The following is a 14,100-nucleotide window of genomic DNA, read 5'->3' on the forward strand; positions in this document are numbered from 1 at the left end:
CTTATATACTTTTGTTTAGAACTTCCAAGCTCGTGATAGATTATTCTACCAATTCAGCAGTGCTTGCATGAATAATTATTTTTCATGTTTCAAGAAGTTTACGTTAAAAAGAAAAGGAGTGTTAGGGAAGTGATACGCAAGGTAGGTTACATAATGTTGGTCATTGCAATGACTCTAGGACAGCCGCTCACTGTATTTGCTAATACAGTAAAGGATGTCTCTCAAAACGACAGCTTAGAAAATAATTTGAAAATGACGGATGTTTCAGTTGCTGAAGGGTTTCTAAGTGAATTGGCGGATGGAAATGCAGATCGTTATGAAGAAAGGCAATTGATAGAAGACGATCAACCGTCGACAGCAACTGAAGAAAACATAAGTACCAATGGATCTGGGGAACATACCGAAACAGACAGTGGTATAGAGGCAGATTCATCTGAAAGCTCTTTTGAGGAAAGCTCCAGTGAAGCTACATTAGATAGTAGTACAGAAGACAGTCATGAAGAATCAGTAGCTAGTAGTGCAGAAGACAGTAGTAAGGAAGACAGTAATGAAGAGTCAGATGAAAATGTGGAAGGCGTATGGGGAACTGTTCCGTGGACGTGGGATGAAGAAACGAAAACAATTGTGTTAGAAGAAGGGGCAGCCGGCACGTCAGCCACAGCACCTTGGAAAACCTACACGAATGTTGTTCAAATTTCTGTTAATGGCAAGGTTATTTTTCCAGAAGACGTTTCATGGTTGTTTGGATCACCGCAAGCGCAAGCAGCAGAACGTCTAACAGATTTGCTGACGATTGAGCATGCAGGAAATATCGATGTGTCAAATGTGACAAACATGGATCGCATGTTTCATGGCGTTACTACACTAAATAATATTGATGTATCAAATTGGAATGTATCGAATGTGACGGACATGAATGGAATGTTTGGACAAACCAGATCTTTAGCAAGCTTAGATGTGTCAAATTGGGATGTATCAAATGTACAAAATATGGGAGGAATGTTTAATTCAGCAGAGTCTTTAACGAGTTTGGATGTTGCAAGTTGGGACGTATCAAGCGTGACGAATATGCGTAGCATGTTTGGTCTAGCCAGATCCCTATCCGACTTAGACCTTTCAAACTGGGATGTTTCCAGTGTAACTGATATGGGCTTGATGTTTAATGCGGTTAACTCTCTCACAAGCTTGGATCTTTCGCGTTGGGATGTTTCGAGTGTAACAAACATGTCGGATATGTTTGGAGTAGCGACTTCATTAACCACGATTGATGTGTCAAACTGGGACGTGTCGAATGTCACATCGATGTTGAGGATGTTTAGTTCGGCTAGAGCGTTAACGAGTCTTGATCTTTCGAGCTGGGATGTAACGAATGTTACAAATACAAATAATATGTTTGAATCAACTCAATCTCTACGTGAGCTGACCTTAGGTGAGAAATCAATTTTTGCTTCAAACGTAAGATTGCCAAGAATCAACGCAGGTCTACCCTACTCTGGAAGATGGATAGAGCATATTAATGATGAGGGGGATAACGGTTCAACTCCAGTAATTTATGCTTCATCTGATGAGTTTATGAATCAGTATGATGGCAGTAACCCAGGAACATATATTTGGGAAAGGTTAATCTCAGCACCAGTGACTATACGGTATGAAGATACTGAAGGAAATGAATTATCCGAACCAGACATATTAAATGGGGAGGTGGGAGAACGTTACACAAGTGAACCGAAAGAAATTCCCGGTTGGTCTGTTATAGAAACACCAGTTAATGCATCAGGTAGATTTACAGAAGAAGAACAGGAAGTCATTTATGTTTATGAGCGATCAGATTCATTAGTCAGAGGAACGTGGGGAACCGTTCCGTGGACATGGGATGAAGAAACGAAAACAATTGTGTTAGAAGAAGGAAATGCGGGTACCGTTGCAACTGCGCCTTGGAAAACCTACACGTCTGTGACACAAATCGTTGTTAAGGCACCAGTATTGTTGCCAGTAAATTCTGCGGTTTTATTCAGTGATTTAAGTGAGCTTATGATTATAGAAAATGGGAATAATTTTAATACTTCCCAAGTGACGACAATGGCAAGCATGTTTGCTAGATTACCAAAATTAAAAAAAGTGGACGTTTCGAACTGGGACACTTCAAATGTTACAAACATGGCAGAAATGTTCAGAGAATTAGATAATTCTGCTAGCCCAGTAACACCGTTAACTGTTTTGGATGTATCTAAATGGAAGACAGGAAATGTAACAGATATGAGGTATATGTTTGGGGGAAAGAAGAATTTGACCTCTTTGGATGTATCCAACTGGAATGTCTCTAAAGTAGAACGGATGGATGGCATGTTTGCTGGAGGATTCAATAGAGGAAATAGTTCACTGAGTCAATTAGATGTTTCAAACTGGAATGTATCTAATGTAACAAATATGAATTGGATGTTTGAGAACTTACCTCATTTAGAAGTTCTGGACGTATCTAATTGGAATACAGAGAATGTGACGAGCATGTTAAGCATGTTTAGAAATGCTTCAAGATTGACATCACTTGATACAAGCAATTGGAAAACAAACAAAGTAACAAATATGGCGTATATGTTCAGCGGAGTACGGGTACCAACTGAATTTAGTGTTAGCAATTGGGATACATCTAGCGTAACTGATATGAGAAACATGTTTGCCTCCACTCATTCTTTAACTTCTCTCGATGTATCCAACTGGAATACTGAAAATGTCACTGATATTAGAGAAATGTTCCAGTATACAAGAGCATTGAAAAACTTAGATCTGTCAAATTGGAATACCGCGAAAGTAACCAATATGTGGTGGATGTTTCGCGAATCAGCCATAGAAAAGCTTGATGTATCAAATTTCGACACATCGATAGTGGAAAGTATGGCTCAGATGTTTTTAGACGCGAAACAATTGAACGAACTAGTAGTAGGCGAGCATTCGATCTTTTCTACGTCTACTCGTTTACCAGAGATTCTTATTGAGAACGGATATACTGGCAGGTGGATACAAAAAGAAGATGCTTATGGGAATGAGCCAAGTGTACCAATGGTTTATGAATCCTCGTTTGATTTTATGGACTTATATGACGGAACCATTCCAGGAACCTATATTTGGGAAAAAATAGAACATAAAGATGCGGCACCAGTGACAGTCAAGTATGAGGATACTGAAGGAAACCAACTTTCGGAGCCAACGATATTAAGAGGGAAAGTTGGGTTGCCATACGAGAGCGAACCAAAAGAAATTCCGGGGTGGTATGTGCCAGAGACACCAAGCAATGCTCATGGAATTTTTAGCGAAGACCCACAGGAAGTGCTCTATGTTTACGATCGCTCCGATGCGGCACCAGTGACGGTCAAGTATGAAGATGGCGAAGGAAACCAACTTTCGGAACCAACGATTCTAAGCGGAAAAGTTGGCTTACCATACGAAAGCGAACCAAAAGAAATTCCAGGTTGGTATGTGCCAGAAACACCGACTAATGCTCATGGATTTTTTAGCGAAGAGTCACAGGAAGTGCTCTATGTTTACGATCACTCCGATGCGGCACCAGTGACAGTCAAGTATGAAGATGGCGAAGGAAACCAACTTTCGGAACCTACGATTTTAAGCGGAAAAGTTGGCTTACCATACGAAAGCGAACCAAAAGAAATTCCAGGTTGGTATGTGCCAGAAACACCAAGCAATGCTCATGGAATTTTCGGAAAAGAAGCGCAAGAAGTGGTCTATGTCTATGACCGCTCCGATGCAGCACCTATAACCGTCAAATATGAAGATGGCGAAGGAAATCAATTGTCAGAACCAACGATTTTAAGCGGAAAAGTTGGGTTGCCATACGAAAGCGAACCAAAAGAAATTCCAGGGTGGTATGTTCCAGAAACGCCAAGCAATGCTCATGGAACGTTTACTGAAGAAGCGCAAAAAGTAATCTATATCTATGACCGTTCAGATGCGGCACCTGTAACAGTCAAATATGAAGACACCGAAGGGAATCAACTGTCGGAACCAACGATCTTAAGTGGAAAAGTCGGTCTGCCATACGAGAGCGAACCGAAAGAAATTCCAGGGTGGTATGTACCAGAAACACCAAGCAATGCCCGTGGAATTTTCGGAAAAGAAGCGCAAGAAGTGGTCTATGTCTATGACCGTTCGGATGCGGCACCTGTAACAGTCAAGTATGAGGATATCGAAGGGAATCAGCTCTCGGAGCCAACGATATTAAGTGGGAAAGTTGGCTTACCATACGAAAGCGAACCAAAAGAAGTTCCAGGGTGGTATGTGCCAGAAATGCCAAGCAATGCCCGTGGAATTTTTAGCGAAGATCCACAGGAAGTGATCTATGTTTACGACCGCTCGAATGCGGCACCTGTAACAGTTAAGTATGAGGATACCGAAGGGAATCAGCTTTCGGAACCAACGATTCTAAGCGGAAAAGTTGGTCTGCCATATGAAAGCAAACCGAAAGAAATTCTAGGCTGGTATGTGCTAGAAATGCCAAGCAATGCTCGTGGAATTTTTAGCGAAGATCCACAGGAAGTGATCTATGTTTACGACCGCTCGAATGCGGCACCTGTAACAGTTAAGTATGAGGATACCGAAGGGAATCAGCTCTCGGAGCCAACGATATTAAGCGGAAAAGTTGGGTTGCCATACGAAAGCGAACCAAAAGAAATTCCGGGGTGGTATGTGCCAGAGACACCAAGCAATGCTCATGGAATTTTTAGCGAAGACCCACAGGAAGTGCTCTATGTTTACGATCGATCGGATGCAGCACCTGTAACCGTCAAGTATGAGGATGCCGAAGGAAATCAACTTTCGGAACCAACGATATTAAGCGGAAAAGTTGGGTTGCCATACGAGAGCGAACCAAAAGAAATTCCAGGGTGGTATGTGCCAGAGACACCAAGCAATGCTCATGGAATTTTTAACGAAGAGCCACAGGAAGTGCTCTATGTTTACGATCGCTCCGATGCGGCACCAGTGACGGTCAAGTATGAAGATGGCGAAGGAAACCAACTTTCGGAACCAACGATTCTAAGCGGAAAAGTTGGCTTACCATACGAAAGCGAACCAAAAGAAATTCCAGGTTGGTATGTGCCAGAAATGCCAAGCAATGCTCATGGAATTTTCGGAAAAGAAGCGCAAGAAGTAATCTATATCTATGACCGTTCAGATGCAGCCCCCGTAACAGTCAAGTATGAAGATGGCGAAGGAAACCAACTTTCGGAACCAACGATTCTAAGCGGAAAAGTTGGTCTGCCATATGAAAGCAAACCGAAAGAAATTCTAGGCTGGTATGTGCCAGAAATGCCAAGCAATGTGTCTGGAACGTTTACTGAAGAAGCGCAAGAAGTAATCTATATCTATGACCGTTCAGATGCGGCACCTGTAATAGTCAAATATGAAGACACCGAAGGAAATCAACTGTCGGAACTAACGATTCTAAGTGGAAAAGTCGGTCTGCCATACGAGAGTAAGCCAAAAGAAATTTCTGGTTGGACCGTGAAGGAAATACCAGATAACGCATCTGGAACGTTTACGAATGACGTGCAAGAAGTGATTTATGTCTATCATAAAGAAGAAAATAACGGTGGGCAAAATACACCTGAAAAAGAGAATCCAGAAAATGAGAAGGAAGATTCTAACGATCCAAAACTTCCCAATACTGGGGAAGCGATGGTTGGACAACGAATCATGATCATTGTTGGATCGCTGCTACTGTTATTTGCCATTTTCATTATCTTTGATAAGAAGAAAAAACAAGATAATTAGTTTTTAGAATAGTCAATATAAAAAGAAAGCAGCAAAGCCCGTGGAGGTTTTGCTGCTTTCTCAAATCTAAAAAAACTTCAGAAAAATCATTCACTAAATGAAGAGGATCACGGTTTACTTTTATAGTAGATGGTAATAATCAGTAAAAAGTGGAAAGGAGTTCAATTGAATTGATGTTTTCGACGAAAAAAGAATATAACGAATATTTTCTAGAAGAGATTAGATCTCTGCCAAGAGAGAAAGACATGCTGGAAGACTACTTAGAAAAACAACTGGAACGGTTAAATCAATTGATAGATGAAATTTCGAAAGAAACGTTTTGGAAGGTTTTTCCTAAAATTCTTGGGATTGATGCGAAACTGAGTCTATTAGCTGATTTATCAAAGTATGAGGATTTTTCAGAAGCCGACATTATAAGAATTATTGAAAGTGATTATCAAAATTATTTTAAAGAATTGTGTGGGTACGATCTTAGTATGCAAACGAAGTACTCAATAGTTTTTAATGTCTGCTGAAAAATAGCAACTTATCGAAAAAGCATCGGGGTTAAGATGGACCGTGGGTAGAGGTGATTTAAAGTAAAGTTAAAGTACGATTTCTACTAATGAAAAAACCAGTTAAGCGCAGCTTAGCTGGTTTTTTTCTTATATGTTGCTTGCTATAAAAATGTTCAGAATTGAGTATCGGTTAAATATCTAAGCCAGGACGTCTTTTATTGAATTTCCTTTCCAGCCGAAGGGGCAAAGTCGATCCAAGCGATAGTCGCTTTTTGGAAATGTATGTTTGAACATTAGTTACTAAAAAATCATTTTCCCTTCAGATGAAAGGTCTTCCCACGCATCTTTTTCATAAAACTCTGATTCCACTCCACCATTAAAAGGATCTTCAATTTTAGGAACAAGAATGATCGTCCCATCCTCTGCGTAGACAACAATATATTCTTGGTTTTCAGGAGGATTTTTTCCGTTATCAGAAGGAAGCGTAACGGCGATGGAATTGCCTTGTAGACTTGATTTAGTAATAAGCATAGTATCACCTCTTAGAGATAGTAACCCTTGCAATACTATGGAAGGAGAAGACAACAGTGAGATTTAATGTATTTTGAACACATCAAAAGTTCAAAACGCACTTTACATAAGATAGATAAGAAACCGCAATGAAATATTGTTTGAAAAGATGGATGAACATCTCAGAAAAATAGATGTTAGATTTTAAGCAGAATTACGAAGTTTTTTAGATGGATCATTTATGGCATACCAAGGACCAGGGTATTAAAGCAACGAAAAAGTGAAACTTCATTCCAAAACCGCCCAACCCAACAATTTTCACGCAAAACCTGCGCTTTTCTTTCTGTTATTGTTATAATAAAAGAAAACGCAAAGGTGGGAAATCATGACAACGATCAAGGACATTGCTGAAAAGGCGGGAGTAGCGAAAAGTACGGTTTCCCGCTATCTGAACAATGGCTATATCAGTGAAGAAAAGCGCAAAAAAATTGATCAGATCATTGCTGAAACTGGCTATCGCCCCAATACATTTGCTCGCTCGCTGAAAGCCCAAGACACGAAATTGCTGGGCGTGATCATTCCTCGACTGAATTCACCGTCGACAAATGATGTGTTGAAAGGGATCGATACGACGGCACGGGAAAACGGCTATCAAATGCTGATCACCAACTCTGATCAAAGCGATGAACGGGAATTAGAAAATATCGAAATGCTGGTCAAACAAAAAGTAGCAGGGATGATCCTGTTTGCGCGCAAAATCACGCCGCAGCTGCAAGCGGTGCTGGCAGAGGTTCCTATGCCTGTTTTATTATTAGGTCAACAGTTAGCTGGCATTCATTCCATCGTCCATGAAGATTATCAAGCTGGCAAAACCATGGCAGAATATGCAGTCAGCGCTGGCCACCGACGTTATTTATTTGTTGGTGTCAGCGAAAATGATTATGCGGTAGGTGTCTTGCGGAAAAAAGGATTTCTTGATGTCTTGGCACAAACGCCCAACGTCAAAGTCGACTTTATCGAAACGTCCTTTTCAAGAAGAGAAACGTACCAAAAAGCCCTTATGTTCTTGAAAGATCAATCGGCAACGTACATCGCCTGTGCTACCGACAATATTGCTGTTGCTGTATTGAAAGCCGCCCATGAACTAGGGTATCAAGTGCCGCAAGACTTTTCCTTGAACGGATTTGGTGGCTATGATTCGACAGATTATGTCTATCCGACCATCACAACGACCCAATATCCCTATGTCCAATTAGGCATCGATGCCGTCTTAACGATCCAAAAACTGACGCAAGGGGAAGAGGTTCCTGAGGTGATCGAATTACCGAATCGATTAGTGGTCAAACAGTCGACTGCCAAGCTTGACAAGCAGGAGAAATAAAGCAAACATTTTTAGAGAAAACAGGACGTCCAGTTGCGGCGTTCTGTTTTTTTATTTTCTTTGCTTGTAATTGCAAACGGTTTCTGTTAATCTACAAATGTAGAACCGGTTCCACAAATGGACCGACGATCAAAGGAGTGGGAAAAATGAAGGAACAAAAAACGATCGACCAAGTGTTAGAAGCTGTTGGCGGCAAAGAAAATGTCAAAAACTTTGAACACTGTGCCACACGTTTGCGCTTGATTTTGAAAGACGATCAGTTAGTAGATAAAGACAAAGCGGAAGCAGTTGAGGGCAGCAAGGGCTATTTTTTCAACACGGGACAGCATCAGTTCATTTTTGGAACAGGAAAAGTCAATGAAGTTTATCAAGCCTTCGCAGCAGAAATGGGCAATGACGCCTCCGCTGATAAAGCTGGCTTCAAAGATGATGTGTATTCGAATCTGTCACCCGTCCAAAAAGTTGTCCGCACGTTGTCAGATGTCTTGGTGCCATTGATTCCAGCTTTGGTAACGACGGGGCTTTTGATGGGGATTCGGGGATTATTGACTGAGTTGGGGGTCACTTATAGTGCTGACTGGTTAGCTATGTTTGAAATGTTAACGGATACAGCGTTTGCCTTTTTACCTGTTTTGATCGCCTATAGTGCGACGAAAAAATTCGGCGGTAATCCGATCATCGGGATCGTGGTAGGATTGATGATGGTGGCACCGCAATTGCCGAACGCTTGGGCAGTCGCCAGCGGAGATGCAGAGCCATTGCACTTATTCGGTTTATCGATCTCTGGGTATCAAGGGTCGATTTTTCCAGCAATTATTGTCGGGATCTTAGTTTCTAAGCTAGAAAAATGGTTCCGTAAATTTGTTCCGCAAATGATGGACTTGATCGTGACACCATTCTTAACGATTGTCATTACTTTAGGTTTGATTTTGTTTGCGTTAGGACCAATCTTGCAAGTAGCTGAAAGAGCAGTCATCAACAGTATCGTTTACTTGGTGCAAGCACCATTGGGCATCGGTTATATCATTTACGGAGGGGTTCAGCAAGTGATCGTAATCACTGGATTGCACCATTCGTTAAGTATTATTGAGTTAGGGTTATTGAATACGACAGGCGAAAACGTCCTACAAGTCTTAGGTACAGCAAGTATGGCGGGACAATTTGGGGCTGCGATTGCTGCGGCATTTATTTATAAAAACAAAGTCAAACGCTCAAATGCCATCAGTGCGGCGGTTCCAACCTTATTTGGGATCACTGAACCTTTACTATTTGGGGTCAACTTACGCTCGATGCGGATTTTTGGCGCAGGCATGCTGGGGGGCGCAGTCGGCGGGTTTGCGACGTATGTCTTCCAATTAGCTGCTACTGGGATGGGCATCACTTTTATTCCAGGTCTGTTGTTGTATACTGGAGATTTCGGAGCCATGCTGAAATACGTTGTCGTGATTTTGATTGCTTTTGGTGTCGGTTTTGCTGGTGTCCAATTGCAGCGCAAACCGCTAGCCAAAGAGTTGAATCAATAAATAATCCCTTGCTGTTCATCGGCAAGAGAAAAGAGGTACCACATTGTTAACGAAGGAATACTGGGCACAGCTTGCCCAAACCCAAAGCGAATTAGCAGAAAAAATCAGTGCTGATGCGTGGCGCTTGAACTATCATTTGATGCCAGAAACAGGATGGATGAACGACCCGAATGGTCTTTGCCAATTCAAAGGCGTGGTTCATTTTTACCATCAATATGTACCGCAAACGCCCCATGGCGGGGAACCACCTCACTGGGGACACAAAACGTCGACGGATTATGTCACGTTTCAAGAAGAAGCGCTGTTTCTTTCTCCCGAACACGACTATGACAAAGACGGGGTCTACTCGGGCTCTGCCTTTATCGAGAATGACGCGATCCATTTCTTCTATACTGGGAATGTCAAACATCCTGGTGATCATGACTATACCTTTAGTGGACGAGAACAAAACACGGTCCATGTAATCAGCAAAGACGGCTATACCGTCGAAAAGCAAGAAGTCGTGATTCCTCATGAGGACTACCCTGAAGGATTTACCGATCATATTCGTGACCCAAAGGTTTTTGCCCACGAAGACACCTACTATATGCTGCTAGGCGCGCGTACGTTGGAAAACGAAGGCAAAATTTTGATTTATGAATCGACGGATTTAAATGAATGGACCTATCGAGGAATCTTTTTCGGTGAGGACTATGCTCTAGGCTACATGTGGGAATGCCCAGACTACTTCCATTTAGATGGCAAAGATGTGTTGGTCTTCTCACCGCAAGGCTTGGCAGCCAAAGAACATGCCTACCAAAATATTCATCAATCAGGGTATCTGATCGGTGAGGTGGATTGGGAAACCCTGACGTTTAAAGAAACTTCTGCGTTTCGTGAACTTGATTATGGGTTTGACTTCTATGCCCCGCAAACCTTTGAAGATGAGCAGAAACGTAGGATCTTGTGGGGCTGGATGGGGCTAGGGGATACCAGTCCTGAATACAGCAATCCTACGATCCCTCGCGGCTGGCAGCATGCCGCAACGCTGCCAAGACAGCTTTCGGTCAAAAATGACCAGTTGTATCAAGAACCTTTGCCAGAATTCCAAAAATTGCGAGACAAGCAAGTCAGCCAAAAAATTGTGCTTTCAGAGAAACCGCAGCACTTGTCTTTCGATGAATTGGCATATGAGTTGCAAGTTACGGCGGAAGCACCCTTGCAGCATTTCCAGCTTGGGCTTTTGCAAGATACGACTTTGGCTTATGAAGCTGGCGTCTTTACGATTCATCATGGCGTTTCTGGCTATGGTCGTAAACAGCGTAGTGTCAAGGTCGATGAACTGATGCAGCTACAGATTTTCGTCGATACGTCTTCCATTGAGATCTTCCTAAATGGCGGGCAATATTGTTTGACCTCTCGCGTGTATCCCAAACGGACCGAGGCGATCGCTCTCAGCGGAACCGGCACGGTTTGTGTCAATGCTTGGGCATTGGCGAGAAAATAAAGCAACGATCCGAAAACGACAGCAAACAGTTGGTTTTTCTTGTTACGCCCCAAAAGTCAGCTTTTTCTCTGGCTTTTAGGGGGTGTATCATACCAACTATTTTGCTGTCGTTATTTGCTTGTTACTGCTTTTGTTGGTTTTGGATAAAGGTCTGCAGCGCAGGCGCATCGATCCGATAACCGTCTGCAGTTTTTGTGACTAGTTTTTGCGTTTTGAAATCTTTTAAGGTATACGTCAAATGGCGATAGCTCACGCCTAAGTATTCTGCGGTCTCCGTTAATTTTTCTTGAAAAAGATCATCGATCGAAGCTTCCAACAGTAGATGGGCAAGGCGCCAAGCTAAGGGATAGGTTTGATTGACGGAAAAATGATCCATACGCAGCAGCAATTTTTCACCGATAGTTTTGCCTAGTGTTTGTACGAAAGCCAGGTCTTGCATGAGCCCGTGAGCTGCTGCTTTCATAGGAATGCCCAGACATGTTGTATCACCGATCGCAACCACGGTTTTCGGTACTGTTTCGGCGCCAATCAACGTGAGATCGCCAATGCAATCACCAGGATGGAGAAACTGCAGCAAGGCACGTTTGCCGTTTTCTTGCGTTTGAATGATCTTGGCTTTGCCAGTCAATAGGACGAAAAAGATCGACATCGGCACCGTTTCTTTTTGGATCGCTTCTCGATGATCAAAGGTCCAGAGGGCACTTTGTTGTAAAATCTCCTCAGGAATCGGCAAGGGGCAGCTTTCTTTGATTGGTACCTGCTTTATTGCCAAGGCATAAGCGGTTTTTTTCACTTTTTCCCTCCGAACTAGGAGAAATCTCCTATTTGTTTTTAGTCAGTATAGCACATACTTAGAAAAGCAAAAACGAAAGTGTGGGAGAAAAAATGAATAAAAAGCAATGGATAGGATCAGGGATTTTTTATGGGCTGAGTGCATTCGGGATCAGCTTGACCATTAAAGCAGGCGTTGGAGTCAGTAGTTTTAATGCCTTGAATGTCACGCTGGCAACGATGTCAGGAATCAAAGTCGGCACCATCACAACAGCCATCAACTTTGGCTTTCTAGCTGCCTGTTGGCTATTGGATCGGCGGCAGACGTCCCTCAAACAAAAAGGCAGTGAGTACTTGATTATGTTTTTCGCTTTGCTGGCTTTCGGCTATTTGATCAATGGCTTTGTTTACTACTTCTTGGCATCGCTGCACTTGACGAATTATTGGAGCCAACTAGCTGCTTTGATCGGTGGGATCTTGATTTCTGGAACGGCAACGGGACAAGTCCTACGGTTGCAGGTCTTGAAATTTCCAATCGAGCACTGGTGTCATTTGCTGGCGCAACGCAGTCGTTGGACATTTAAGCAGTACCGTTATGGCGTTGATGCAGTCTGTATTTCGGGGGCACTCTTGCTAGCGATCAGTTTGGGCTTACCGCTAGCGGTGAGGGAAGGGACGGTCATTAGTTTCTTTTTGCTGTCAGGTGCCATTGCTTGGTCGAAGGAACGTGATTTGGCAGCGGCTTTACCCATTTGGCAAAGAAACAGTTAGCCAGTAGTATTCTTGGAATTGGGAAGGCGTCGAGTGTTCTAAAAATGCAGAAAGCGTTTTTTATGCTACTCTTATTAAAAAAGCGAGATATTTAGTAGGAGGAGACAGGATGAATCGGTTGATTGAAGGGTTTCAGGAAAATTTTGCACCAAGATTGGTTAGGATCAGTGAAAATCGGTTTTTAGTTGCCGTGCGCAACGGAGTCGCCGTCACGATGCCGCTGACGATAATCGGCAGTCTCTTTTTGATTTTAGCCAATCTGCCTTTTCCTGGCTGGACCGAGTTTGTCGGGGAATTTGGCGTCAAACTAGGCGCCGCCAGCAATTTTACATTTGGAATTTTGGGACTGGCCGCTTGTATCGGGATCGCCTACTATTTGGCGGCTTCGTATGAGATCGATCGGATCGGTTCTGTCGTGTTGGCAGTCTGCGCGTTTTTGCTGCTGCAGGCGGGGGAAGAATGGACGATCGATCCAGCTTCTTTGGGGGCGTCTGGTCTGTTTACAGGAATCGTCACAGCGATTGCGACAGTAGTGATCCATCGCTTTTTTCTCAAGCACCGCTTAGTGATTCGGATGCCAGCAGAAGTGCCGCCCGCAGTTGCCAAGAGTTTTTCGGTCTTGCTTCCCGGAGCTGCCATCATCACTAGTGCCTGGGTGATTCGGGTCTTGTTGGAATTTAATGTCAATCAATTCGTGCAAGCCATCTTTTCACCGCTGGCAGTTGGTCTAAACACATTGCCTGGGATGCTGTTGTATACCTTTTTGATTTTGTTGCTTTGGTGTTTAGGGATTCATGGCAGCAATGTGATGGGGAGTATCGGCGATCCGATTTTTCTAGCTTTATTAGCAGCCAATACCGAAGCCTACACTGCAGGCGAACCGTTACCGAACATTTTTGCAGGCGGGTTTTATATCATGTTTTTGTGCTATGGAGGCACTGGTTCAACACTGGGGCTGATCATCAACATGTTAGTTTCAAAGAAAAAAGCCTATCGTTCCCTAGGGAAGATGGCTTTGCCCTCTGCTATTTTTTGTATCAATGAGCCAATCATTTTTGGGTTTCCGATCGTGATGAACCCTATTATGATGATTCCTTTCATCCTGACACCCCTTGTATTATGTGTCGGAACGTATTTCTTGTCGGTCACCAATGTTATTGGGCGAATCATGTTCAATCCACCGTGGACCACACCGCCCTTTATCAATACTTACCTTGCAACCGGCGGCAATATCCCTGCTGTTCTTTGGAGTATCGCTTCCTTACTGATTAGTGTGGCGATCTACTATCCATTCTTTAAAATCAGCGAACGAAGTTTAACGGAAGAAGAAAAAGGCGTTACCGACGCAGTTGCCGCGAAGGGGGAGAACTAAACGCT

At 43.0% G+C, this 14,100-nt stretch carries 9 protein-coding genes; 7 read left to right on the plus strand and 2 right to left on the minus strand.

Translation table 11 applies throughout. The annotated features are described in order from the left end of the window. Positions 1-153 precede the first annotated feature (153 nt). Together IGI76_RS04840 and IGI76_RS04845 are read left to right on the plus strand one after the other, a co-directional pair. Positions 154-5,784, plus strand: coding sequence for a MucBP domain-containing protein (locus tag IGI76_RS04840; protein WP_438781157.1), 5,631 nt, complete (start codon positions 154-156; stop codon positions 5,782-5,784). Between the two features lie 173 nt (positions 5,785-5,957). Then, entirely contained in the window at positions 5,958-6,299 is a 342-nt protein-coding gene (locus tag IGI76_RS04845) for a DUF7006 family protein (protein WP_081343842.1), read from the plus strand. 282 nt (positions 6,300-6,581) lie between these two features. Here IGI76_RS04845 and mazE read toward each other — a convergent pair whose 3' ends face one another. After that, on the minus strand, positions 6,582-6,812 hold the full coding sequence (mazE, locus tag IGI76_RS04850; protein WP_270266349.1) for a type II toxin-antitoxin system PemI/MazE family antitoxin: 231 nt from the start codon (positions 6,810-6,812) through the stop codon (positions 6,582-6,584). Positions 6,813-7,176: 364 nt separating this feature from the next. Here mazE and IGI76_RS04855 point away from each other — a divergent pair, with 364 nt between their 5' ends. From IGI76_RS04855 to IGI76_RS04865, 3 genes are all read left to right on the plus strand, one after another. Then, positions 7,177-8,172, plus strand: a complete 996-nt coding sequence (locus IGI76_RS04855) for a LacI family DNA-binding transcriptional regulator (RefSeq protein ID WP_270266351.1) — start codon at positions 7,177-7,179, stop codon at positions 8,170-8,172. A 146-nt stretch (positions 8,173-8,318) separates the two neighbouring features. Then, positions 8,319-9,695 carry a PTS transporter subunit EIIC gene (locus IGI76_RS04860; RefSeq protein WP_015509272.1) on the plus strand — a complete coding sequence of 459 codons (1,377 nt, stop codon included), beginning with the start codon at positions 8,319-8,321 and terminating at the stop codon, positions 9,693-9,695. A 43-nt stretch (positions 9,696-9,738) separates the two neighbouring features. Beyond that, positions 9,739-11,181, plus strand: coding sequence for a glycoside hydrolase family 32 protein (locus IGI76_RS04865; protein WP_270266353.1), 1,443 nt, complete (start codon positions 9,739-9,741; stop codon positions 11,179-11,181). 121 nt (positions 11,182-11,302) lie between these two features. Here the strand turns inward: IGI76_RS04865 and IGI76_RS04870 are convergent, their stop codons facing one another. Then, positions 11,303-11,974 carry a cyclic nucleotide-binding domain-containing protein gene (locus IGI76_RS04870; protein WP_270266355.1) on the minus strand — a complete coding sequence of 224 codons (672 nt, stop codon included), beginning with the start codon at positions 11,972-11,974 and terminating at the stop codon, positions 11,303-11,305. 92 nt (positions 11,975-12,066) lie between these two features. On the opposite strand from IGI76_RS04870, the gene IGI76_RS04875 reads away from it, so the two are divergent. Together IGI76_RS04875 and IGI76_RS04880 are read left to right on the plus strand one after the other, a co-directional pair. Continuing rightward, entirely contained in the window at positions 12,067-12,723 is a 657-nt protein-coding gene (locus IGI76_RS04875) for a YczE/YyaS/YitT family protein (protein WP_270266356.1), read from the plus strand. Positions 12,724-12,832: 109 nt separating this feature from the next. Continuing rightward, complete coding sequence (locus IGI76_RS04880) at positions 12,833-14,095, plus strand: PTS sugar transporter subunit IIC (RefSeq protein WP_270266358.1); 1,263 nt, start codon at positions 12,833-12,835, stop codon at positions 14,093-14,095. Positions 14,096-14,100 lie beyond the last annotated feature (5 nt).

The sequence above is a fragment of the Enterococcus sp. DIV2449a genome (genome assembly GCF_051711225.1).
Classification (GTDB): Bacteria; Bacillota; Bacilli; order Lactobacillales; family Enterococcaceae; genus Enterococcus_D; species Enterococcus_D casseliflavus.

Bases quoted from the DNA above. Each gene is read 5' to 3' on its own strand.
- IGI76_RS04840 (WP_438781157.1), top strand. From the start codon at position 154: ATGTTGGTCATTGCAATGACTCTAGGACAGCCGCTCACTGTATTTGCT.
- IGI76_RS04845 (WP_081343842.1), top strand. From the start codon at position 5,958: ATGTTTTCGACGAAAAAAGAATATAACGAATATTTTCTAGAAGAGATT.
- mazE (WP_270266349.1), bottom strand. From the start codon at position 6,812: ATGCTTATTACTAAATCAAGTCTACAAGGCAATTCCATCGCCGTTACG.
- IGI76_RS04855 (WP_270266351.1), top strand. From the start codon at position 7,177: ATGACAACGATCAAGGACATTGCTGAAAAGGCGGGAGTAGCGAAAAGT.
- IGI76_RS04860 (WP_015509272.1), top strand. From the start codon at position 8,319: ATGAAGGAACAAAAAACGATCGACCAAGTGTTAGAAGCTGTTGGCGGC.
- IGI76_RS04875 (WP_270266356.1), top strand. From the start codon at position 12,067: ATGAATAAAAAGCAATGGATAGGATCAGGGATTTTTTATGGGCTGAGT.
- IGI76_RS04880 (WP_270266358.1), top strand. From the start codon at position 12,833: ATGAATCGGTTGATTGAAGGGTTTCAGGAAAATTTTGCACCAAGATTG.